This is a genomic window from Micromonospora sp. NPDC000663 (assembly GCF_042898105.1).
Classification (GTDB): Bacteria; Actinomycetota; Actinomycetes; order Mycobacteriales; family Micromonosporaceae; genus Micromonospora.
On the sequence record NZ_JBIAYR010000009.1, the window covers coordinates 1 to 22,498 of the forward strand.

Annotated in this window: 23 protein-coding genes; 9 read left to right on the forward strand and 14 right to left on the reverse strand. The window is 71.0% G+C overall.

The annotated features are described in order from the left end of the window. Window positions 1–219: 219 nt before the first annotated feature. A complete protein-coding gene (locus ACFY1S_RS24170) occupies window positions 220–1,284 on the reverse strand; it encodes a hypothetical protein (protein WP_387122149.1) in 1,065 nt (354 codons plus the stop codon). Then, entirely contained in the window at window positions 1,281–1,850 is a 570-nt protein-coding gene (locus ACFY1S_RS24175; protein ID WP_387122152.1) for an RNA polymerase sigma factor, read from the reverse strand. Before ACFY1S_RS24175 ends, ACFY1S_RS24170 begins: the two co-directional genes overlap by 4 nt. 161 nt (window positions 1,851–2,011) lie before the next feature. Between ACFY1S_RS24175 and ACFY1S_RS24180 the strand changes: the two genes are divergently transcribed. Beyond that, window positions 2,012–3,184 carry a low temperature requirement protein A gene (locus tag ACFY1S_RS24180; RefSeq protein ID WP_387122155.1) on the forward strand — a complete coding sequence of 391 codons (1,173 nt, stop codon included), beginning with the start codon at window positions 2,012–2,014 and terminating at the stop codon, window positions 3,182–3,184. 13 nt (window positions 3,185–3,197) lie between these two features. On the opposite strand, the gene ACFY1S_RS24185 is transcribed toward ACFY1S_RS24180, so the two are convergent. The 3 genes from ACFY1S_RS24185 to ACFY1S_RS24195 form a co-directional block, all read right to left on the reverse strand. Further along, window positions 3,198–4,106, reverse strand: coding sequence for a polysaccharide deacetylase family protein (locus tag ACFY1S_RS24185; protein ID WP_387122158.1), 909 nt, complete (start codon window positions 4,104–4,106; stop codon window positions 3,198–3,200). A 70-nt stretch (window positions 4,107–4,176) separates the two neighbouring features. Next, on the reverse strand, window positions 4,177–4,518 hold the full coding sequence (locus ACFY1S_RS24190) for a YnfA family protein (RefSeq protein ID WP_387122161.1): 342 nt from the start codon (window positions 4,516–4,518) through the stop codon (window positions 4,177–4,179). A gap of 71 nt (window positions 4,519–4,589) precedes the next feature. Continuing rightward, the gene (locus tag ACFY1S_RS24195; protein WP_387122164.1) at window positions 4,590–4,784 is read right to left on the reverse strand and encodes a CsbD family protein; all 195 of its coding nucleotides are present in this window, start codon (window positions 4,782–4,784) and stop codon (window positions 4,590–4,592) included. A gap of 386 nt (window positions 4,785–5,170) precedes the next feature. Between ACFY1S_RS24195 and ACFY1S_RS24200 the strand changes: the two genes are divergently transcribed. Next, window positions 5,171–6,553: an FAD-dependent monooxygenase gene (locus tag ACFY1S_RS24200; protein ID WP_387122617.1), complete on the forward strand. Its 1,383-nt coding sequence runs from the start codon at window positions 5,171–5,173 to the stop codon at window positions 6,551–6,553. 83 nt (window positions 6,554–6,636) lie between these two features. Then, window positions 6,637–7,248, forward strand: coding sequence for a histidine phosphatase family protein (locus ACFY1S_RS24205; protein WP_387122167.1), 612 nt, complete (start codon window positions 6,637–6,639; stop codon window positions 7,246–7,248). Here the strand turns inward: ACFY1S_RS24205 and ACFY1S_RS24210 are convergent. The 3 genes from ACFY1S_RS24210 to ACFY1S_RS24220 all read right to left on the reverse strand — a co-directional run bounded on the left by ACFY1S_RS24210 (window position 7,178) and on the right by ACFY1S_RS24220 (window position 10,001). Continuing rightward, complete coding sequence (locus ACFY1S_RS24210; RefSeq protein ID WP_387122170.1) at window positions 7,178–7,684, reverse strand: Lrp/AsnC family transcriptional regulator; 507 nt, start codon at window positions 7,682–7,684, stop codon at window positions 7,178–7,180. The genes ACFY1S_RS24205 and ACFY1S_RS24210 overlap by 71 nt on opposite strands. Window positions 7,685–7,746: 62 nt before the next feature. Further along, window positions 7,747–8,889, reverse strand: a complete 1,143-nt coding sequence (locus ACFY1S_RS24215; RefSeq protein WP_387122173.1) for an acyl-CoA dehydrogenase family protein — start codon at window positions 8,887–8,889, stop codon at window positions 7,747–7,749. After that, window positions 8,886–10,001 carry a M24 family metallopeptidase gene (locus ACFY1S_RS24220; RefSeq protein ID WP_387122175.1) on the reverse strand — a complete coding sequence of 372 codons (1,116 nt, stop codon included), beginning with the start codon at window positions 9,999–10,001 and terminating at the stop codon, window positions 8,886–8,888. The genes ACFY1S_RS24215 and ACFY1S_RS24220 overlap by 4 nt, the downstream gene beginning before the upstream one ends. A gap of 203 nt (window positions 10,002–10,204) precedes the next feature. Between ACFY1S_RS24220 and ACFY1S_RS24225 the strand changes: the two genes are divergently transcribed. Then, window positions 10,205–11,575, forward strand: a complete 1,371-nt coding sequence (locus tag ACFY1S_RS24225; protein ID WP_387122178.1) for a glycosyl hydrolase family 18 protein — start codon at window positions 10,205–10,207, stop codon at window positions 11,573–11,575. A gap of 37 nt (window positions 11,576–11,612) precedes the next feature. On the opposite strand, the gene ACFY1S_RS24230 is transcribed toward ACFY1S_RS24225, so the two are convergent. Continuing rightward, a complete protein-coding gene (locus ACFY1S_RS24230; protein WP_387122181.1) occupies window positions 11,613–12,503 on the reverse strand; it encodes a winged helix-turn-helix transcriptional regulator in 891 nt (296 codons plus the stop codon). Window positions 12,504–12,602: 99 nt separating this feature from the next. On the opposite strand from ACFY1S_RS24230, the gene ACFY1S_RS24235 reads away from it, so the two are divergent. The 3 genes from ACFY1S_RS24235 (at window position 12,603) to ACFY1S_RS24245 (ending at window position 15,161) form a co-directional block, all read left to right on the forward strand. Further along, the gene (locus tag ACFY1S_RS24235; protein WP_387122184.1) at window positions 12,603–13,865 is read left to right on the forward strand and encodes an MFS transporter; all 1,263 of its coding nucleotides are present in this window, start codon (window positions 12,603–12,605) and stop codon (window positions 13,863–13,865) included. A gap of 96 nt (window positions 13,866–13,961) precedes the next feature. Then, complete coding sequence (locus ACFY1S_RS24240; protein ID WP_387122187.1) at window positions 13,962–14,177, forward strand: hypothetical protein; 216 nt, start codon at window positions 13,962–13,964, stop codon at window positions 14,175–14,177. A 57-nt stretch (window positions 14,178–14,234) separates the two neighbouring features. Continuing rightward, entirely contained in the window at window positions 14,235–15,161 is a 927-nt protein-coding gene (locus ACFY1S_RS24245) for a 5'-3' exonuclease (protein WP_364365253.1), read from the forward strand. 60 nt (window positions 15,162–15,221) lie between these two features. On the opposite strand, the gene ACFY1S_RS24250 is transcribed toward ACFY1S_RS24245, so the two are convergent. The 4 genes from ACFY1S_RS24250 to pdxY all read right to left on the reverse strand — a co-directional run bounded on the left by ACFY1S_RS24250 (window position 15,222) and on the right by pdxY (window position 19,650). Continuing rightward, window positions 15,222–15,944 carry an isocitrate lyase/phosphoenolpyruvate mutase family protein gene (locus tag ACFY1S_RS24250; RefSeq protein ID WP_387122190.1) on the reverse strand — a complete coding sequence of 241 codons (723 nt, stop codon included), beginning with the start codon at window positions 15,942–15,944 and terminating at the stop codon, window positions 15,222–15,224. Between the two features lie 8 nt (window positions 15,945–15,952). Beyond that, window positions 15,953–16,258 carry a GNAT family N-acetyltransferase gene (locus ACFY1S_RS24255; protein ID WP_387122193.1) on the reverse strand — a complete coding sequence of 102 codons (306 nt, stop codon included), beginning with the start codon at window positions 16,256–16,258 and terminating at the stop codon, window positions 15,953–15,955. 194 nt (window positions 16,259–16,452) lie between these two features. After that, complete coding sequence (locus ACFY1S_RS24260) at window positions 16,453–18,237, reverse strand: family 43 glycosylhydrolase (protein ID WP_387122620.1); 1,785 nt, start codon at window positions 18,235–18,237, stop codon at window positions 16,453–16,455. Between the two features lie 561 nt (window positions 18,238–18,798). After that, window positions 18,799–19,650: a pyridoxal kinase PdxY gene (gene pdxY, locus ACFY1S_RS24265; protein WP_387122196.1), complete on the reverse strand. Its 852-nt coding sequence runs from the start codon at window positions 19,648–19,650 to the stop codon at window positions 18,799–18,801. 306 nt (window positions 19,651–19,956) lie between these two features. On the opposite strand from pdxY, the gene ACFY1S_RS24270 reads away from it, so the two are divergent. Continuing rightward, entirely contained in the window at window positions 19,957–21,150 is a 1,194-nt protein-coding gene (locus ACFY1S_RS24270; protein ID WP_387122199.1) for an endo-1,4-beta-xylanase, read from the forward strand. A 46-nt stretch (window positions 21,151–21,196) separates the two neighbouring features. Here ACFY1S_RS24270 and ACFY1S_RS24275 read toward each other — a convergent pair whose 3' ends face one another. After that, a complete protein-coding gene (locus ACFY1S_RS24275; protein WP_364365268.1) occupies window positions 21,197–21,526 on the reverse strand; it encodes an NIPSNAP family protein in 330 nt (109 codons plus the stop codon). Between the two features lie 102 nt (window positions 21,527–21,628). Between ACFY1S_RS24275 and ACFY1S_RS24280 the strand changes: the two genes are divergently transcribed. Then, window positions 21,629–22,495: an endonuclease/exonuclease/phosphatase family protein gene (locus ACFY1S_RS24280; RefSeq protein WP_387122204.1), complete on the forward strand. Its 867-nt coding sequence runs from the start codon at window positions 21,629–21,631 to the stop codon at window positions 22,493–22,495. Window positions 22,496–22,498: the final 3 nt, after the last annotated feature.

A 22,498-nucleotide genomic window follows, 5' to 3' on the forward strand; every position in this document is an offset into this window, starting at 1 on the left:
CGGGCTGCGCAGCAGACCGGCGGCGGAGGGCGGGGTTGGTGGCTGCGCCCTGGCGCGCAGCCCCCCCTTAGGGGCACAGCAGCACCGACGATACCGGACGCGGCCCCCCGAACAATATACCGGACGGCGAGACCCCCGACCCCATAACCACCAGGGGGCCCCCCCCCCCCCGCAAGGCCCGCTTCCGGGGGGGGGTGGCGCCTCATCCACCCGACGCGGTCAGACGCAGCCCAGCCCCTGCCGGTACCCGTCCGGCACACTCCCGGCGGCGACCTCGTCGGCGTACTCCCAGAACACCTCCGGCCAGTCACCACTCTCATTCATCTCGTGCAGCACCCGCCACCCGTGGCTGCTGCGCAACGCGTCAGCGGCCCGCCGCACCGCGGCCTCGTCCCCGCTCCCCCTCGCGCGCTCCCACTCCGCGATCCACCCGCACCCGACCCGCGACGTCACCGCCGCGCCGAACTGGTAGGAATCGTTGACGCCGACGTCCGCCAGCTCCGCCACGTCGAACCCCGGTGGAACCGGCACGTCGGCCAGCACCTCGGCCGCCCGCGCCTGCACCCGGTCAGGAACGACGATCTCCGGCGGAAGCGCACCCAACCACGTACGCGCATCCACTCGGACCACGTTCGCGAGGACCCGGTCGAACTCCTTGCGGGACCAGTTGTCCCCGCTACGCATCTCCACGAACACACCGTCGCGGGGACGCAGGATCACCGCGAAGTCTCTAGCGGAATACCGGAACAGATCACCCGGCCAGCCGTCGACCTGCACCGTCTCCGGCCGACTGATGCCCAGCCGGTCGGCGTAACGGTCCGCGTAACCGTCAGCCGGATACCAGTTCATCTCCAACTCGCGATCGCCTCGACGAAACGCGATGGTGCCAGAATCCTGGGCAAACCCGTACACCGTGGTCGCCTTCCAACCAGGCTCGTTGATCAGCAACCGCGGATTGTTCTCCGCGGCCCGCATCGCCACCGGCGAGTAGACGACCGGAGCGCCGGTCGTGGCCGCGGGAGCCGCCTCACCGCCCCCCTCCGGATCGCGCAGCAGAACGGACGCGGACAGAACGCCGGCCAGCACCGCGGCCGCCGTCGCCAGACCGGCGAAGCGACGTACCGGACGCCGTTTCCGCTGCGGCGGTTCCACGAAGCGCTGCAGCGTCGACTCGGACATTATTTCCTCCAGGAGGGTCTGCCTCACCCCGCCGAGGCCCTCGATGACATCGAGCCGAGCGGGGTCGGCGTCACGAACCAGCCGGTCAAGGTGTTCCTCGGTCATCTCTCCTCCTTGCGGGTGGCTGCAGTCAGCACGTCGAGTACATGTCCAGGCGGTCCGAGGTCGTCACCGACTAGCCCGCGCAGCCTGGCTCGCGCCCGCGACAACCGCGTCCGAACCACAGCGGGACCGACCCCGAGGACCGCGGCCACCTCGCGCGGCTGCAAGCCCTCCCACACGGTGAGCATCAACACCTCTCGGTCCAGCTCACCCAGACCCGCCAACGCCACCCGGACAGCGAGCCGCTCGGGCACCTCGCTGCCCGGATCGCCGGCAACCGCGACCGTGATCTGCTCACGTAACCGTTCACCCAGCCGCTGGCGGCGAACCCCACCCCGGTGATGATTGGCCAACACCCGCCGGGCCACCCCGTACAGCCAGAGCCGAGCCTCACCGTCGGCCGGAACGTCGTGCCTACGCCGCCAGGCGACCAGGAAGGTCTCCGCGACGACGTCGGCCGCGTCCTCGGGATGCGCGACACGCCGCAGCGCGTACGCCAACAACGGCTCGAAGTGCTCAAGGTAGACGCGCCGGAAGCGGTCCTCGTAGTACTCAATGCCGGAGCTCACATCCACCCCATGTCCGGTGGGACCCCAACCGTGACAGCCCTCGAAAACCACTCGCAACGCCAGCAGCGGCCAAGCACCGTCGACCACCACCCACGGCGCTCCTTCAGGGGAATCCTCAACCCGGGAACACCACTCACCGCCGACGACTAGCGTCCACCACCATGAGACACCCGCCGCCCGCCCCGGCCACGGGCACCGGCGACCGGGTCACACTCCACGAGGTCTTCTTCGACGTCGTGTTCGTCCTTACCGTCACCCAACTCGCCGACGTCCTCGAAACCCACCTCAACTGGGCCGGATTCGGCAGCAGCGCCCTGATCCTCGGCCTGCTCTGGTACCTCTACACCGGCTACGCCTGGCTCAACAACCACCTGCCACCCCGACAGACCACCACCAAGCTGCTGCTCTTCGCCGGCATGGCCGGTTTCCTGCTCACCGCCGTCGCCCTACCCGACGCCCTCACCAACAGCGGCGTGCTCTTCGCCGTCGGCTACCTCATCGTCGTAGGCGTACACCTCACCCTGTTCCTGCACTCCGACGCCCGCACAGGCGCACTCCGACTCGCCCCCTACAACCTCGGCGGCGCACTCCTCGTCCTGGCCGCCGCCGCGTTCACCGGCCCCGCCGTACCCGCCCTCTGGGCCGCCGCCATCTTCACCCAGTCCGTCCTGCCCTATCTGCTCCCCCGCCTCTCCTGGACCGGCGTTCCCGACGCCTTCCACCTGCGCCCCGCCCACTTCGTCGAACGTCACGGCCTGCTCGTCATCGTCGCCCTCGGCGAATCCGTCGTCGCCATCGGCTTGGGCGTACCCGCCGAACGGCTCACAACCGGAACGGCCGCCGCGATCGTCCTCGCCCTCGCCATACCCGTCGCCCTGTGGTGGACCTACTTCAGCGACACCCGACCCGCCACCGCGGCCCTGGCCGCATCCGCGCCCGCCGCTCGCACCCGGATGGCCGCCCGCACCTACGTGTTTCCCCACTTCCTGCTGCTGCTCGGCGTCATCTCGACGGTCGCCGGTCTCCACGCCGCCGTGGTCCGACCCGACGAACCGGCCACCACCGGTGCCGCCCTCGCCCTCGGCGGCGGCGTCGCGCTCTACCTGGTCGGCATGGCCTCCGTCCGCCGTGCCCTACGCCTGCCCATCCCGCTGTCCCGACCCACCGCCACGGTGGCGGCAGCGGCCACCGTCGCCATAGGTGTCGTCCTCCCGGCGACCGTCCAAGTCGTCACCATCATCGGCATCCTGGTGCTGATGCTGGTGACCGACGCCCGGCGGCCCACCCGCCCCGGCAACGACGACAACCCACTGGTCGACGCGGAACAAGCCTGACACCCCGGCGCGCTCAGGCGGCGGCCAGCACCTCGGACAACGGCGCCGGCACCAACCCTCGCTCGCGCAACCCGTCCAGAATGTGCGGCAACGCCTCGTCGGTCATCGCGGCGTTCGCCTCGGTCACATGCATGATCACCACCGATCCCGGGCGGACGTGGTCGAGCACGGCCCGCACCAGCGGCTTCCACGCGGCCGCGAAGGGATCACCGCTGACCACGTCCCCGTCGACGACCGTCACGCCCAGCGGCGCCAGAGCGTCCAGCGTCGCCGCGTCATGGCAGAGTCCCGGAAAGCGGAAGTACCGGGTCTGCCGACCCCCATACGGCTTGATCACCTCGAAGGTCTTCGCCACATCCCCGGCCAACTCGTCGACCGGCAACCGCGGCAGGTCGTAGCAGTCAGCGGTGAACGCCGCGTGCCCGTAGGTGTGGTTGGCCAACTCGAAGCGCGGGTTGTCGGCGATCCGCCGGGTCACATCCGGATACCGCCGCACCCACATGCCGGTCAGGAAGAACGTCGCCGGCACCCGCTCGCGCTCCAGCAGGTCGAGGATCCGCAGGTTCGCGTACGACGTCACCCGGCCGGCACGGAGGTGGCCCAGCATTCCGTCGGTCATGTCCGCGTCGAACGTCAGCGCGACCTTGTCACCGGTCCGCGGCCCGTGATCGACCACAGGTGCCCGCGTCCCCACAGGCGTCGCCCCCGGCACGGAGGTCGCCGGCGTCGGTGTCGCTCCCGCCACCGCGGACGCCGCCGTGGCGGGACTGACGCTGGCCGACGGCGCGGACGACGTGGCGGACGAGCCGACGAAGACCGGCCGATCCGGCGGTGGGACCCGTGACGCCGAGCAGGCGGCACTGCCGACAACGGCCACCACAACCAGTACGCCACACAACGGGCGGAGCCGACGTCGGATCACGCCGTAGATCATCGCAGAGGCGAACGATGCTCACCGTCCCCGAACCGACCGGTGATCAGGACTCCAGGGGTTATGCGGCGGCGCCGCGCGGGGCGTACATGATGACCCCGACGCCCAGCAGACAGAGCGCCGCGCCGGCGACGTCCCAGCGGTCCGGGCGGAACCCGTCCACCACCATCGCCCAGCCCAGCGAACCCGCCACGAACACCCCGCCGTACGCGGCCAGGATCCGCCCGAAGTTCGCGTCCGGCTGGAAGGTGGCGACGAAGCCGTAACAGCCAAGCGCGACCACGCCTGCCGCGATCCACCACAGACCCCGCTGTTCACGCCAGCCCTGCCACACCAGCCAGGCGCCGCCGATCTCGGCCAGCGCGGCGAGCGCGAACAACACAAGGGAACGCAGCACGGTCACCCCGCGACCCTAGCGGCATACGCGTCGGAGCCCCGGGCAGCACCTGCCCGGGGCTCCGACGGTCACTCGGGTCACTTGTTGAAGGCATCCTTGATCTTGCTGCCGGCGTCCTTCATGCCCTGCCCGGCCTGCTTGGCTCGCGCGTTCGACTGCTGGCTCGCGCCGTCGCCGCGCATCGGCTCGTTGTCGGTCATGTCGCCGACGCGCTCTCTCGCGGCGCCGGCCATCTGCTCAACCTTGTTCTTTGCCTTCTCGGTGAAGCTCATCGCGCCTCCTCGGTCTGGCGGTTGTCCCGGCTCGCTTGCCCGTTCTCCGGGTGCCGAAACCGGCGGTGCCGGCTGGCACACCCGCTAGAGCATCCTAGGAAGATAGGTTGTGCGCGTCGTCGGAAAAGGATTGGACGCCACGTCGGACGGGGCTTGTAGCTTGCGGACGACCGCGACACGGCCCGAGGAGGTGAGACCCATGAACGCTGTATCGATGTGGGTGCTCTCCCTCCCGTCACGGTCGGGCGATTGACGTAGGTGTCGCCGGGAGCGCCACGCCAGATGGCACTCCCCGAAGGGCAATACCTGTGCAACCTCTGTCATTCACCGCCGAGCCGTCGGCGCACTTCGACGTGATCATCGCCGGTTGCGGGCCGACCGGCGCGATGCTGGCCGCCGAACTACGACTGCACGATGTGCGGGTCCTTGTTCTGGAGAAGGAGAACGACCCCACGTCGTTCGTACGCATAGTCGGTCTGCACATCCGCAGCCTCGAACTGATGGCGATGCGCGGACTGCTGGATCGCATCCTCCCGCACGGCAGGCGGCGTCCGGCCGGCGGTTTCTTCGCCGCCATAGCCAAGCCCGCGCCGACGAACCTGGATTCGGCGTACGCCTATCTGCTGGGCATCCCGCAACCGGTCATCGAACGGCTGCTCGCCGAGCACGCGATCGAACTCGGTGCGCAGATCCGGCGCGGGTGCGCGGTCACCGGCCTCCAGCAGGACGACGACTGTGTGACGGTCGAGCTGGCCGACGGGGCGCAACTGCGCTCGCGCTACCTCGTCGGCTGTGACGGCGGGCGCAGCACGGTGCGCAAACTGCTCGGTGTCGGATTTCCCGGCGAGCCAGCCCAGAACGAGACCCTGATGGGCGAGATGTCGGTCGGTATGCCACCGGAGGAGATCGCCGCCACGGTGGCCGGAATCCGCGAGAACCATCATCGATTCTGGCTCCGGCCCGCGGGCGGGGGGATGTACAGCGTCCTCGTGCCCGCCGCGGGAGTCAGCGACCGCGCGAAGCCGGCCACGCTCGACGACTTCAAACAACAGTTGCGTGCCATCGCCGGCACCGATTTCGGTGTGCACTCCCCCCGCTGGATGTCCCGCTTCGGCGACGCCACCCGGCTCGCCGAACGGTACCGGGTCGGGCGGGTGCTGCTGGCCGGCGACGCGGCGCACATCCATCCACCCATCGGCGGACAGGGCCTCAACCTGGGCATTCAGGACGCCTTCAACCTGGGCTGGAAACTGGCCGCCCAGATCCGCGGCTGGGCGCCCGACACCCTGCTGGACACGTACCAGGCAGAACGCCGTCCGGTCGCCGAGGAGGTGCTGGACAACACCCGCGCCCAGACGGAACTGCTGTCCACCGCACCAGGCGCGCGGGCCGTGCGCAGGCTGCTCACCACGTTGATGGACTTCGACGAGGTGAACCGCCATCTGATCGAGAAGATCACCGCCCTCGACATCAGGTACGACTTCGGCCCGGGCCCCGACCTGATCGGCCGCCGCCTGCCCGACATCGACGTGCGACAGGGCCACCTCTACGGGCTGCTGCAACGCGGCCGTGGCCTGCTGCTGGACCGCACCGGACGCCTGAGCGTCGGCGGCTGGTCAGACCGCGTCGACCACCTCGCGGGTCCGACCGCGGCAGTGGACGTCCCGTGCGTCCTGCTCCGACCCGACGGTCACGTCGCCTGGATCGGCGACGATCAGCAGGACCTGGACGGCCATCTCTCCCGCTGGTTCGGCGCCCCCGCCGACTGATCCGCGCCCGCCCGTCGAGCGGGCGGCGCCGCCCACACCACAACCGCCGGGTGCCGGCCGGGTGGCGGTGGTTAACTGATCGGATGGGAGAGCTCCTGCTGATCCGGCACGGCGAGACCACCTGGAGTGCCAGCCTGCGGCACACCTCGTACACCGATCTGGAGCTGACCCCCGACGGCGAGCGGCAGGCCCGCACCCTCGCGGCGTTCCTGGCCGGCCGGCGGTTCGTGAGCGTGCTGGCCAGCCCCCGCTCCCGGGCGCTGCGTACCGCGCAGCTCGCCGGGCTCACCGTCGACGCCGTCGACGAGGACCTCAGCGAGTGGAACTACGGCGAGTACGAGGGCCGCACCACCGTCGACATCCACGAGAACCAGCCGCACTGGAACATCTGGACCGACGGCTGCCCCGGCGGCGAGTCACCCGCGCAGGTCGGCGAGCGACTCGACCGGGTGCTGGCCCGGGTCACCCCGCTGCTGGACCGGGGCACCGTGGCGCTCGTCGGCCACGCGCACAGCCTGCGGGTGCTCGGGGCCCGCTGGATCGGCCTGCCCCCGTCCGCCGGAGCACGGCTGCGGCTGGACACCGCCACGGTAAGTGTGCTCGGTCACGAGCATGACCGGCAGGTCATCCTGCGGTGGAACCAGCCGGCTCCTCCGGCACCCGGGACCGCGACCGACTCGGCGCCCCGGCACTGATCTTCGGCGGCCGGTTCTCGTACGGCGTGGACAGCACCACAGTCGTGCGGGTCGTCACGTTCGCCCACGTACGGATCTCCTGGAGCACCCGCTCCAGGTCGGCGGGGCTCGCCACCCGCACCAGCAGCAGGTAGAAGTCCTCCCCCGCCACCGAGTAGCACGAGTCGATCTCGGGCAGGTGCGCCAGCCGTTCCGGGGCGTCGTCCGGCTGCGACGGGTCGAACGGCCGGATCGCCACGAACGCGGTCAGCGGCAGGTCCAACGCCTCGAACGACACCCGCGCGGCGTATCCCTTGATCACCCCGCGCTGCTCCAGCCGGCGCACCCGCTGGTGCACGGCGGACACCGACAGGCCCACCTTCTCGGCCAGATCCGTGTACGACAGGCGGCCGTCGGCGGTCAACGCTGCGACGATGGCGCGGTCGATCTCCTCCACGGCGAGCAACCTACCGGGAAATCGCCGCGACGGCGACGACGAACGACGGTGGACCCGCCGTCTCAGCCCCTGGCGAGCGCCCGCGAGATCACCAGCCGCTGGATCTGGTTGGTGCCCTCGACGATCTGGAGCACCTTGGCCTCGCGCATGTACCGCTCCACCGGGTGGTCGCTCACGTAACCGGCGCCGCCGAGCACCTGCACCGCGTCGGTGGTCACCCGCATCGCCATGTCGGTGGCGAAGAGCTTCGCCTTGGCCGCCTCGATCGAGTACGGCCGGCCGGCGTCGCGCAGCCGGGCCGCCGCGAGGGTCAGCGCGCGGGCCGCGGCGATCTGGGTGGCCGCGTCGGCCAGCAGGAAGCCGAGCCCCTGGAAGTCGATGATGGACCTGCCGAACTGCTGCCGCTCCCGGCCGTAGGACACCGCGTAGTCCAGCGCCGCCTGCGCCAGCCCGACAGCGCACGCCGCGATGCCCAGCCGACCCGAGTCCAGAGCGGACATCGCGATGGTGAAACCGGTGCCCTCACCGCCGATCAGCCGCTCGGCCGGCACCCGCGCCGAGTCGAACGTGATCTGCGCCACCGGCGAGGACCGCAACCCCATGGTCCGCTCCGCCGTCTGCGGGGTGATGCCTGCGGTGCCGGAGTCGGCGAGCAGGCAGGAGATCCCCTTGGGACCGGGCTCGCCGGTGCGGCAGAAGATGTTGTAGAAGTCGGCCACCTGGGCGTGGGTGATCCACGCCTTGGTGCCGGAGACGACGTACGTGTCGCCGTCGCGGACGGCCCGGGTGCTCAACGCCGCCGCGTCCGAGCCACCCTGCGGCTCGGAGAGGCAGTACGCGCCGAGCAGCTCGCCGCCGAGCATGTCCGGCAGCAGTTTGCGCTGCTCGTCGCTGCCGAACGCGGCCACCGGGTAGCAGGACAGGGTGTGCACGCTGACCGCCTCGGCGACGGCGAGCCAGCGGCTGGCCAGGACCTCCAGCACCTGGAGGTACACCTCGTACGGCTGGGCCGCCCCGCCGTACTCCTCGGGGTAGGGCAGGCCGAGCAGGCCGGCCCGGCCGAGGGTACGCAGCACCTCGCGGGGGAACTCGGCGCGCTCCTCGAAGCCGGCGGCCTTCGGGGCGAGTTCGCGGTCGGCGAGCTCGGTGGCGAGGTCCAGCAGGTCGTGGGCCTCGTCGGTGGGGAGGATCCGGTCGACAGTCATAGCGCGATGAGCTCCGTGGGGGTGGTGTTGAGCCGTTGCACGCCGTCCGTTGTGCAGACGACGATGTCCTCGATGCGGGCGCCGTGCCGGCCCGCCAGGTAGATGCCCGGTTCGATGGAGAACGCCATCCCGGCCTCCAACTGCCTGTCGTTGCCGGCCACCAGGTAGGGCTCCTCGTGGCCGTCGAGGCCGATGCCGTGCCCGGTGCGGTGCAGGAACGCGGGGCCGTAGCCGGCGGCGGCGATCGGCTCGCGGGCGGCGGCGTCGGCCTGCGCGCCGGTGATGCCGGGCCGCACCGCCGCCACGGCGGCCCGCTGGGCGTCGCGCAGCGCCGTGTAGTAGTCGACGAAGTCGGCCGGGGCCGGTGCTCCCGCCACGTAGGTGCGGGTGCAGTCGGAGCGGTAGCCCGACGCCATGGTGCCGCCGATGTCGACCACCACGGGCTCGCCGGCGCCGATCGGCCGGTCGGAGGTCCCGTGGTGGGGGCTGGCGCCGTTCGGCCCGGCGGCCACGATGACGAAGTCGACGCTTACGTGTCCGGTCGCGCGGATCGCCGCGGCGATGTCGGTCGCCACCTCGGCCTCGGTGCGCCCGGGGCGCAGCCACTCCCCCATCCGACGGTGCACCTCGTCGATGGCCGCGCCGGCCTCGGCCAGGGCCGCGACCTCCGCCGGGGACTTGCGGATCCGCAGCTCGCGCAGCACCTCCCCGGCGAGTCGCTGGGTGGCGCCGGGAAGCACAGCGCGCAGCGCGAGGACCTGCTCGGCCCACATCCGGTCGGCGAGCCCGACCGCCGCCGGCGGGCCGTCGAGGGCGGCCACCACCAGGGGGTACGGGTTGACGCCGTCGACGTGGTCGACGATGCGCACGCCGGTGGCCGGCGCGGGGGACGCCTCGGCGGCCGGGCGTTCCAGCCTGGGCACGATCAGGGTCGCCTCGCCCTCGGCGGGCAGCACGAGGCAGGTCAGGCGCTCCCCCACGTGGGCGTCGTACCCGGTCAGGTAACGCAGGTCGGAGCCGGGGGTGAGCAGCAGGGCGTCCAGACCGGCGGCGGCCGTGGCGCGCTGCGCGGCGATCAGCCGATCGGGCGGGTACAGCTCGTCGATTCCCACCCCCTCAGCTTAACGGTCGTTTGGGCGTTGCTCGAATCCGGACAACAGGCACGAAGGAAATCCACAAACTTTGATTGACGCCGACAGTTAACACTCTTTAAGATTTGGCTGCCTCGAGGCCCACCCGTCCCTGCTGCCGCACCTCCCGTCCGCGACAACCCTGCGCGGGCGGGCGTCGTCCCCCGCCCACGGGAAGGCCCCCGATGTCCTCACCACTGCGCCGCGCCCTCGCCGCCGGCCTGCTCGCGCTGGCCACCGCCGGCGCCACCCTCACCCTCGCCCCCACTGCCGCGCAGGCCGTGGTGCTGCCGAACAACTTCAAGAGCGTCGGCTACATGCCCTCGTGGGCCGGCGACGTGAACACCGTCCAGTACAACAAGCTCACCCACATCAACTACGCCTTCGTGCTGCCCAACAACGACGGCAGCCTGCGGGCGGTGGAGAACCCGAGCAAACTCTCCAGGCTGGTGTCGCGGGCGCACGCCAACAACGTCAAGGTGTCGATCGCCGTCGGTGGCTGGAACGACGGCAACGACTCGGCGTTCGAAGCCCTCGCCGCCAACTCCGGCAGCCGGACGACCTTCGTCAACAACCTGGTCACCTTCGTCAACCAGTACAACCTCGACGGCGTCGACATGGACTGGGAGTACCCCGACCCGGGCGCCTCGGCCAACAACTACACGGCGCTCATGACGCAGCTCGGCAGCGCCATGCACAGTCGCGGCAAGCTGCTCACCGCCGCCGTGGTCAGCGAGGGCTACTACCTCGACGGCGTGCAGCCAGCCGTGTTCAACCAGGTCGACTGGCTCAACATCATGGCGTACGACGGCGGCAGCCCACACTCGAACTACGACTGGTCGATCAACAGCGTCAACCTGTGGAAGGCCCGGGGCCTGCCGGCCAGCAAGGCCGTACTCGGCATCCCGTTCTACAGCCGTCCCGGCTACTTCACGTACTCCGCCCTTGTCGCGCTGGACCCGGCGAACGCCAACCGCGACTGCACCACCGCCGGCGGCGCGCAGCAGTGCTACAACGGCATCCCGACTGTCAAGCGCAAGACGCAATGGGCCCTGGCCAACGCCGGCGGCGTCATGAACTGGGAGCTGTCGCAGGACACCACAGGCTCGACCTCGCTGGTCAGCGCCATGTACGACACCATCATGGGCGGCACCACCCCGCCGCCGAGCGGTCGTACCGGCCGGATCACCGGCATCGGCGGCAAGTGCGTCGACGTGGCATCGGCCAGCACCGCCAACGGCACCGCCATCCAGCTCTGGACCTGCAACGGCACCACCGCGCAGACCTGGACGGTCGCCGGCGACGGCACGCTGCGCGCCCTCGGCAAGTGCGCCGACATCGCCAGCGGCTCGACCGCCAACGGCGCCAAGGTCCAGCTCTGGGACTGCAACGGCAGCGGCGCCCAGGTGTGGCAGGCGCAGTCCAACGGCACCCTGCGCAACCCGCAGTCGAACAAGTGCCTCGACGCCACGGACAACAGCTCCGCCGACGGCACGCGGCTGCAGATCTGGGACTGCTTCGCCGGCACCAACCAGCGCTGGACCCTTCCGGCCTGACGGCGTGACCCGCACGGTCCCCGGTCGACGCCCAGCGTCAGCCGGGGACCACCGCGTGCACACGGGCCAGGGCGAGCATCTCGTCGACCGAGCCGGCCGGATCGGTGACCGGGAACTGCACCGCCCGGACCACCGACGCCGGGTCGACAAGCAGCGTCAGCCGCTTGAACCGGGTCTGCCCACCGGCCCGGAAGACGGGCAGCAGCAGCCCGGCGGCGAGCCGACCGTCCTGGTCGGACAGCAACGGGAACGGCAGCTCGGCGTACGCGGCGAAGTCGGCGAGCTGGTCCGGTCGTTGGGTGCTGATGCCGAGGACGCGTACCCCCGCCGCCCGGAACTCCGGGTGCCGCCGCGCGTAGGTGGTCGACTCCAGGGTGCAGCCCCGGGCGCCGGGGATCTCCGCCCAACCGGGCGGGTAGTTCTGCACCGCCCCCGGCGCGTACGCCCCGGGAAAGAGGTACAGCACGCTCCAGGCGTCCGGTGCGGTGACCGCCACCGGCTCTCCGTCGAGGCTGGGCAGGGTGACCTGCGGCAGCCGCCGGCCGATCAGGTCGTGCACCCGGCGCGCCTCGGCCGACTCGGCGTCGGCGGTCGCGGTCAGGTCTCCGTCGCCCATGAGGTGCCTCGTTCCCCAGTCCTGGAGGGCGATCAGCACCGGCAACAGTCCCTCGCCCTTCGCGGTGAGCAGGTAGTCGTACCGCGGCGGATGTGTGGAGTAGGGGCGGCGTCGCAGCACGCCGTGCTCGACCAGGGCGGCGAGGCGTTCGGTCAACGCACGCCGACTGACACCCAGCTCGCGCTGGAGCGCGTCGAAGCGGGTCGTGCCGCCGGCGACGTCGCGCACGATGAGGAACGTCCACCAGTCCCCCAGTACGCCGAGCGCCTGCGCGATGCCGCAGTCAGCGTCGGCGAGATCCTCCCGTCGCACCGGCTTTCCTCCGATCGTCCGACCCGACTATAGTCCGTTCCAGATTGGAACGCACTGGTCTGGCGGAACGAATCGGCGCGACGAACGGGGGCCGGCGACATGCACGTCGACGACCGCGCCGCGGTGTTCTGGCGTTGGTGGACCGCCGGCACGACAAGCATGGTCGGGTCGGCGGTCGGCGCCGTGGCCCTGCCACTGACCGCGCTCACCGTCCTGGACGCCTCCGCGTTCCAGATGGGCCTGATCGCCGCGGCCAGCTACGTCGCCTGGATCGTGATCGGCCTGCCCGCCGGCGTCATCGTGCAACGCCTGCCGCTGCGCGGCGCCCAGGTCGGCGCCGACCTCGCCCGTGCCGTCGCCGTGGCGTCGATCCCGCTCACCTGGTGGTGGGGCCACCTCACGGTGACCCACCTGGTGGTCACCGCGCTCGTCGTCAGCTTCGCCAACGTGCTGTTCGACGTGGCAAACGCGACGTTCCTGCCCAGCATCGTCGAGCGGGAACGGTTGCAGTCCCGCAACAGCCTCACCTCCGCCACCCACGCGGCCACCCTGCTCAGCGGGCCCTCCCTCGGCGGCCTCGCCGTGCAGGCTCTCGGCGCGGTGCCCACCCTGCTCGTCGACTCCGCCAGCTACCTCGTCTCGGCGGCCCTGCTGCGCACCCTTCCCACCAGCCGCGTCCCGGCGCCGGACCGCTGGCCCCCGGTCGGCGAACTGATCCACCAGGGCTGGCGCTACGTCACCCACCACCGGGTGATGGGGCCGAGCATGTGGGCCGCCACGGCGATGAACCTCGTCTGCGGCGCACAGTTCGCGCTGCACCCGCTGTACCTGGTCCGCGACCTGCACGCGCCCGCCGGCCTGGTCGGCGTCCTGCTCGCCGTCGAGGGCGTCGGCGCGCTGGTCGGGGCGGCCCTCACCACACGGATCACCAACCGGATCGGCACCGCCCGCGCGCTGGTCGCCGCCGGGTTCACCACTGTCGCCGGAGCGTTCCTGATCCCGTCGGGTACGGGCTCGTCGGCGTACGCCGCGTTCGCCGCCGGCAGCATCGTCTTCTCCCTCGGCACCGTGGTGCTCAGCGTGACCACCCGGACGTACCGGCAGATCGCCAGCCCACCCGACCTGCTGTCCCGGGTGATGGCGACCGTGCGGTTCGTCTCCTGGGGCGCGATCCCGGTCGGCGGGCTGGTCGCCGGCATCCTCGCCGGCCCGCTCGGCGCCCGCACCACCCTGCTCGTCTTCGCGGCGACCCTGGTGTGCGCGCCGCTGGTGCTGCTGCTCTCCCCCGTACGGCAGATGCGCGACCTCACCGACCACGATCCGCGGCCCGACCGGCGCCCCAACGTCGCCGCCGGTCGGTGACCTGCCCCGCGCGGGCGTTTTCCCGCTCGGACGGCACCGCGGGGTCATAGCCTGGATCCGGGACGCCCGCGCGGGCGTCCCGACCGGGAGGACCAGGTGGCAGCGAACGAGGCGGACCGGGCGACGACACGCCGCCGCCGGCAACTGTGGGCCGGGGTGCTGGCGCTCGTCGGCCTGGTCCTGCTGATCATCGGCCTCACCGTGGCCGACGGGGTCGCGGCCTGGGTCGAGGTGGTGGTCGCGATCCTGCTGCTGGTGGCGAGCTACGTCGTACAGCACATGGCCCGCCGGGAGACCGTCTACCGGCGCTGACCCGTCGGCGGCCGGGCGTACCCCTGATCGTCGGAGGGCTGTGCCAGGCTGTTCGGCGTGGCACACCGATCCCCGATCCTGCTGATCGACGCACCCAGCCTCTACTTCCGGGCGTACTTCGGCATTCCGGAGTCCGTCGCCCGCACCGAGGACGGCACCCCCGTCAACGCGGTACGCGGCTTCCTCGACATGCTCGCCACCCTGATTCGCGGGCGGGGCGCCGACCGGATGGTCTGCGCCCTCGACTACGACTGGCGTCCGGCGTGGCGGGTCGACCTGCTGCCGTCGTACAAGGCGCACCGGGTGGCGCCGCAGGGCGGTGAAGTCGTACCGGACACGCTCTCCCCGCAGGTGCCGATGATCCTGGAGGTGCTGGAGGCCGTCGGCATCACGTCCGTCGGCGCGACCGGCTACGAGGCCGACGACGTGCTCGGCACGCTGTCGGTGACCCAGCCCGGCCCGGTCGAGGTGGTCTCCGGCGACCGGGACCTGTTCCAGCTCGTCGACGACGCCCGGGAGGTCCGGCTGCTCTACGTCGGGCGCGGCGTGGCCAAGCTCGACGACTGCGACGACGCCGCAGTGCGGTCGCGCTACGGCGTGCCTGCCGACCGGTACGCCGACTTCGCCGCCCTGCGCGGCGACCCCAGCGACGGCCTGCCCGGCGTGGCGGGCGTCGGTGAGAAGACCGCCGCGCGGCTCATCGAACGGTACGGCAGCATCGCCGGCATCCTGGCCGCGCTCGACGACTCCGACTCGTCCTTCGCGCCGGGCCTGCGCGGCAAGCTGGTCGCCGCCCGCGACTACCTGGCTGTGGCGCCGACGGTGGTCCGGGTCGCCCTGGACGTGCCACTGCCGGAGCTGCCCACCGCGCTGCCCACCGCGCCCGCCGACCCGGACCGGCTGCTGGACCTGGCCGGCAGGTGGAACCTGGCCGGCTCGACCCGCCGACTGGTGGACGCCCTCGCCGCCCGCGTCGACGCCTGAGGGCGGCTCCCGGGGGCGGAACCTCCCCGGGCGCGGCGTCGCGGCGTCCGGGGCTACGGCTCAGGCGCGCAGCGCCGCCGCGAGGTCGCCGATCGCGCCCATCGCGTACCGCTGCATCCCCGGCCCGAAGGTGATCCGGGTGGCGCCGAGCCGCCCCAACTTGGCCACGGACTCCGGGGCCGGGCCGGCGGCCATGTTCAACGGGCCCTCGACGGCGTCGCGGAGCAGCGGCAGCACCTCGGTCGGCGCGCGCAGCGGGTAGACGCAGTCGGCGCCGGCGGCCACGTACAGCCGGGCCCGCTCCACCGCGTCGGCCGGGTCACCCGACCCGAACAGGAACGTGTCGACGCGCGCGTTGATGAACAGGTTGTCGCCCGCCGCCGCCCGCACCTCGGCCAGCCAGTCGGCGTGCCGCCGCGGGTCCTTGAGGGTGCCGTGCCCGTCGGAGTCCTCCAGGTTGCAGCCGACGGCGCCCGTGTCGAGGATCCGCCCGACGAGTTCGGCGGGGGCGAGACCGTAGCCGCCCTCGACGTCGGCGGACACGGGAACCGCCACGGCCCGGACGATCCGGGTCACCGCGGCGAACATCTCCTCAGGTGGCGTGGAGCCGTCCTCGTACCCGAGGGAGCCGGCGATCCCCGCGCTGGGCGTGGCGAGCGCGGGAAAGCCGGCGTCGGCGAAAACCCGGGCGCTGGCCGCGTCCCACGGCCCCGGCAGGACGAGCGGGTCGCCTGTGGCGCGACCGTGGTGCAGGGCCCGGAAGGTGGACGCTGTCGTGGTCACCCGTACCCCTACTTTTTCATCTTCCGCGTGGACCGGGCCACGATGTCCTCGTACTCCGGGTGCTTGGTCAGCCACTCGGCGAGGAACGGGCAGATGGGCACGACCGTCCGGCCCCGGGACCGCGCGTCGTCCATCACCGCGCGGGCGAGGGTCGAGCCGACACCCCTGCCCTCGAACGCGGGGTCGACCTCCGTGTGGGTGTAGGCGATGATGCCGCCGGTCAGCTGGTAGGTCACGATGCCGGCGAGGGCGCCCGCCTCGTCGCGCGCCTCGAAGCGTTCCCGCTCCGGCGCGTCTGTCACGGTGAACTGCACCGGATCATCCAATCACAGCGTGCGCGGGCATTCTCGCGACCGTAACGGGAATCGCAGAGCCGGCCGAGGGCAACCGGGCCGTCGTCGGCGCCACGGCCGTCGACCTGCCGGCTGATTGATGAGCCGGGGCCGGTGCGGAGGACAGGTGGTCGTCGGTGCCGGGGCGGCGTGAACGCGGCCCCGGCACCGACGCGTCACTGGAACGAGACGTCGTCGACCAGGAGACTGTCGGTCCCCTCGGCCGTCTCGACGTAGAAGCCGGCGCTGGAGAGCGTGCCGCTCCACGACACGGTCGCCGTGCCGGTCAGCTGGGTCCACCCGTTGGCGTTGACCGTCGTCGCCGGCGTCAGTTGCAGGTAGTTCGTCGTACCGTTGGCGGTCAGCGAGAGGGTCGCCTTCGCCGCCGGCGTGCCGCTCTGCGAGCGTACCCAGACGCTCGTGGTGTAGGTCTTGCCGTTGGTGAGCTTCGAGGTCACGTCCTGGTTGGGGCCGTTCCACGCCGCCGTACGGCCGGTGACCGACAGGGAACCGGCGCCACCGTGCACGACAGCCGTGTTGGCCGACAGCGTCGCCGCACCGTGCGCGCCCCAACCGGTCGTGCCGTTCTCCAGGTTGCCGTTGGTGAGCAGGTTGCCGTCGACGCCACCACCGGTGCCGGTGAACTGCCACCAGTTCACGTTGAACAGGTTGCCGCTGCCGCCGGCGAAGCGCAGGAACACGTCCCGCGTACCTGTCGCCCCGCTGACCGCGCAGGTGGCGTTGGTCCAGGTCTGCCAGCCCCCGGTGACCGGGACGGTGCAGGTGCCCACCAGCGGGCCGTTGCTGTTGTCGAGCCGCACCTCGATCCGCCCACCGCTGCCCGCCGAGGCGACCCGGGCGTTGAACGACGTCGCGCCCGCGCCGAACGCGACGCCCTTGACCTTGATGTAGTCGCCGTTCTCGATCCAGCCGACGTTCATGCCGCCCTCGCTGGAGGGTTCGGTCTCGATGCCGGAGCCCCAGGCGATCGTCTCGGCCTCCTGCCGGACGTACGGATTCAGCGTGCCCACCTGCGGGGCGCCCGTGCTGGTCATGGTGATCGTCGGGAAGGTGCCGTTGGAGTTGTAGCTGAACTTCTCCACCGCGACCGAGCGGGTGTAGCCGCCACCACCCGGCAGGGCACCGTTGTGGTAGAAGAAGTACGAGCCTCCGTTGAAGTCGACGACGCCGGCGTGGTTGGTGAAACTACCGCCCTGCCTGGGCATGATCGTCCCCCGGTAGGTCCACGGTCCGGTGGGGCCGGGGGCCGTGGAGTACGCGATGAACTCCGAGCAGCACTCCGCCGCGAACACGTTGTAGTAGGTGCCGTTGCGCTTGTAGACCCACGGCCCCTCCTCGTAGAGGGTGGGCCTGCTGGCGTTGCCGTTGCGGGTGCCGAACCCGGCGGTGGTGAGCGGGATCTTCGTGGCCGAACCGGAGTAGGAGATCATGTCCGCGTTCAGCTTCACGTACCACAGGTTCGGGTTGCCCCAGTACAGGTACGCCTGGCCGTCGTCGTCGATGAAGACGGTCGGGTCGATCTCGCCGTTGCCCACCAGTGGCCGGCCGATCGCGTCGCGGAACGGGCCGGTGGGGCTGTCCCCGACCGCCACGCCGATGGCCATCGAGTTGGTCGCCCGGTTGGTCACCGGCACGTACCAGTAGAACTTGCCGTTGCGGGCGATGACCTGGCCGGCCCAGGCGTTGGCGCTCGCCCAACTGAAGGTGCTGATGTTCAGCGGCGAGCCGTGGTCGGTCCAGTTGACCATGTCGGCGGACGACCAGACCCGCCACTCCTTCATGGTGAAGTACGTGGAGCCGTCCTCGTCGTGGCCTGTGTAGAGGTACACCCGCCCGTTGTGCACCAACGGGGCCGGATCGGCTGTGTAGATGTGTTGGACGATCGGGTTGTCCGCCCGGGCCGTGCCCGGGACCAGTGCGAGGACGCACACCAGACTCATCAGCCAGGCGATGCCGCGCCTGGCGCCGGACCTGCTGCGGGCTGTGGTTCGGATTGCCACCTTCACGGTTACTCCCTGAGAGGGTCGCGGCGGCGTGCCGCGTCGCCGGGTGCCGATCGACCGGATCCACAAGGGGTGGTGATCGACGTGATCAGCCATGATCTGTTAGCGCTAACACGCGGCCAAGGGACTTCCCTAGCCCGCTTTGTCGCGTGCCTGACCTGGGTTTTCACGGGTGCATGAGGTCAACTTCGTCATCGCGTTGCCGCGTTGCCGTATCAGCGTTGACATCTAAGATTTACGATGCACCGTACTGAGCGGCGCGTCGGTCGTCAACGGAGGGCAGGCTCTCGCCGGGCTGACCCTCCGTCACGAGCCACGACACGCGATCCGGCGGATTCCAGGTCCGGCGAGGACCGCGATGCCCACCGGTTCGACATCCGGGCGTCCGACACGGCGGCGCCCGTCGCGGGGGTTGCGAGGGGAGCTGGCACCGCGTATGTTAACGATCACATCGATATGCCTGTATCGGCGGCACGCCTGCCGGGGGAGCCGGACCGGTCAGCGCAGTCGACGGGCGGCGAACCGGGCCGGCGGCGCCGCGATCGCGTCCTGGGCCGCGACGAGCTGGATCTCCCGGGTGCCCGCCGCGAGGGTGGCCTCCAGGATCGTGAAGACCGAGGCGATGGTGCGTTCCAGTGCCGTGGCGGGCGAACCAGTCGTGCACAGGTGCGCGAGGTAGAGGGCTGCGGTGACGTCGCCGCCGCCGTTCGGGTTGATCGGCAGCAGGGGCGTGGTCACCGACCAGGCGCCCTCGTCCGAGACGGCCACCACCTCCAGGGACCCCGCCGGCACGTCGGCGTGCAGCACGCTTGTCACGAGCACGTGCCGTGGCCCGGTCGCGCGGACAACGTCGACGGCGTCCAGCACCTCGGTCAGGGTGGTGGTGGACCGGCCGGCGAGGAAGTCCAGTTCGAAGTGGTTGGGGGTGATGATGTCCGCGCGCGGAACCACGACGTCGCGCATGTACTCGGGGATCCCGGGTCGCACGAACATGCCCCGGCCGACGTCGCCCAGCACCGGGTCGCAGCAGTACACGGCGTTCGGGTTGGCCGCCTTGACGGTGTCGACCGCGTCGAGGATCACCGCGCCCATCGCCGGGTCGCCCTGGTAGCCCGACAGCACCGCGTCGGCGCTGCCCAGGACGCCCCGGTCCCCGATGCCCGCGATGACCTCGGCCACCTGGGCCGGGTCCAGCAGCGGGCCGCGCCACGCGCCGTAGCCGGTGTGGTTGGAGAAGTGGACGGTCAGGACCGGCCAGACCTCGTGCCCGAGCCGTTGCAGGGGGAACGCGGCCGCCGAGTTGCCGACGTGGCCGTAGGCGACCGACGACTGGATGGACAGGATCTTCACCGGACCATCATCGCCGGCCCCACAGGCGGCCCGCCGCACGGCCCGCCGATTCTGTCGAACGCCCCACACCGCACAGCGCGCCACCGGAAGTTTCGGTATCCGCCGAACCGAAGGTACCCCAGCTCACCTGACGAATTTCCGAAAGTTTTCACTGTTGACGGCGGACATCGATCGGCTTAACGTTTCGGGCACGTTTCCGGTCCCCTTTCGGCACCACCGGCACTCGGTCCCACTCCCCCGCACACCCGCACCGGACCGCACTCTCGCGCTCGTGATCGAAACTTGTCGATCAATGAAGGGAAGGCAATGAAGCCAAGACAGCTGATCACTGTCGGGGTGGTCGCCGTCGCGACCGTCGCGGCACTGAACACGGTGCCGGCCACCGCGAGCCGGCCGTACGACCCGACGGCACAGAGCCTGGGCACCCTCGGCCTGCGCCACGGCCTGCACGTCGGCACCGCGGTGAACCCGACGGGCCTCAACGACGCCACCGACCCGGAGTACCGCCGGCTGGCTTCCACCGAGTTCACCTCGGTCACCGCGGAGAACGCGATGAAGTGGGAGAGTCTGGAGCCCACCCGCGGCACCTACGACTGGACCGCCGCCGACCAGCTCGTCGAGTTCGCCAAGCGCAACAGGCAGAGCGTCCGCGGCCACGTGCTGGTCTGGCACAACCAGCTGCCCGCCTGGCTGACCAGTGGCGTCGCCGACGGCTCCATCAGCAAGCAGGAGCTGCGCGAGCTGCTTCGCAAGCACATCACCACAGTCGTGAACCGCTACAAGGGCAAGATCTGGCAGTGGGACGTGGTGAACGAGGCGGTGAGCGACCCCTGGGACACCCCGAACACCCTGCACTACAAGGGCTTCTGGGCGCAGAACCTCGGCCCGGGCTACATCGCCGACGCGTTCCGCTGGGCGCGTGCCGCCGACCCGAAGGCGCTGCTGTTCTACAACGACTACAACATCGAGGCGTTCGGCTCCGGCAACCCCGCCGACGACAAGACGCAGTTCGTGTACGACATGGCCAAGGGTCTGCTCAGGCAGGGCGTCCCGATCGACGGCATCGGCTCACAGGGCCACCTCGGCACCCAGTACGGCAACTTCGACACCCTCCAGGTGACCGCCGCGCTGAAGAAGTTCGCCGGGCTGGGTCTCGCCACCGCGTTCACCGAGGTCGACGTGCGCAGTCAGATGACCGCAGGCGTCCAGGCCGGCGACTCGGCCGAGATCAACCCCCGGTTGCAGGCGTCGGCAGCCAACTTCAGCGTGCTGATGAAGGCGTGCCTGGCCGTGCGCAGCTGCCTGTCGTACACCGTCTGGGGTTTCACCGACAAGTACTCGTGGGTGCCGGACTGGTTCAACGACCCGCCCGAGGGTCTGGCCACCATCTACGACGAGAACTACCAGCCCAAGCGGGCGTACCAGGAGCTGAAGTCCGACCTGATCTTCGCCGGTCCGCCGTACGTCCTGCCGCGCAGCACGCCCCGGCCGCGCCGCTGAGCTGACACGGGTCGTGCGGGGTCCACCCTTCCCCGCACGGCCCGCCTCAGCTCGCCGTGGCCGTGCCGTCGGTCGGCAGAAGTGGACGCATGAAGGTTCTCTCGTAGCGCAGCACACAGCCGGACTCGTCGCGGATCCGGTCCGCCGCCACGAAGTCAGGGTCGCTGCCGAAGCGTGCCCGGTACCGCTCGTAGGCCGCGAGGCTCTCGAAGCTGAACAGCGCCTCGGCCCGGTCGCTGGCACCCTCGGCGGGCAGGAAGTAACCGTGGTGCACGCCTCCGTGCCGGGCCACGAGCCCCATCCACGCGCGGGCGAAGCGCTCGAACTCCCCGATCTGTGCCGGGTCGATTGTGTAGTGCACGACGCACGTGATCATTGCTTCACGATAGGTCTCGCGCGGGGCTCCTGCCGTCGACCGACCGCAGTACGATCACTGGCACCTCGGCGAAGACTGTCGCCCCCGGCACCCGGAGCCCGCATGTCCGCGCAGGCGCCCGCCGGCCTCACCCGCGCTCCCGGCAGGCTCCGCCGCGCCCTCACCGTCGGCTGCCTGGTCGCCGCCGCCGGGATGCCGTCCGGATCGTCGGCGGCCGACTCCCCCGCACCCACGACCCTGCGGCTGCTGCAGATGAACCTGTGCAACAGCGGCCGGGCCAACTGCTACACCGGCCGGTCGGTGACCAGGGCCGCCGAGGTGATCAGCACCGAGCGGCCCGACCTGGTCACGCTCAACGAGATCTGCCAGGACGACGTGACGGCACTGGAGCGCACGTTCGCGGCCGTGCACAGAGGCGCGGGTGTCGTGTCCGCCTTCCAGGCCGCCGGCGACCGCCCCAGCGGCGCCGACACCCGGTGCCGCAACGGCCGGTCGTACGGCATCGGGGTCCTCGCCCGCCTGACCGCGCCGGGCGCCCGCCACATGGTGCACCGCGGGATCCACCCGACCCAGGACCTCACCGACCCCGAGGAACGCAGCTGGCTCTGCGTCCACGTCGACGGCGCGCTCTCGGTGTGCACCACCCACCTGGCGGCCACCAGTTCCACTGTCGCGCTCGCCCAGTGCGAGCACCTGCTCGACGAGATCCTGCCTGTCGTCCGCGGGAGCACCGGGTACGCGCCCACAGTGCTCAGCGGCGATCTCAACCTGCGGCGCGGCGGCGATACCGACGTACGGTCGTGCGGATCGTCGGGCGACCTCCGCGTCGACGACGGCGCGGTGCAGCACGTCCTGGCCAGCAGCGGCGTCGCGCTCTGCTGCACCAGGTCGGTGGGCATGGGCGACGCGACGGACCACCCCGGCCTGCTGGTCACCCTCACGATCGACGGCAGGCGTGCCTCCCGCTGACCG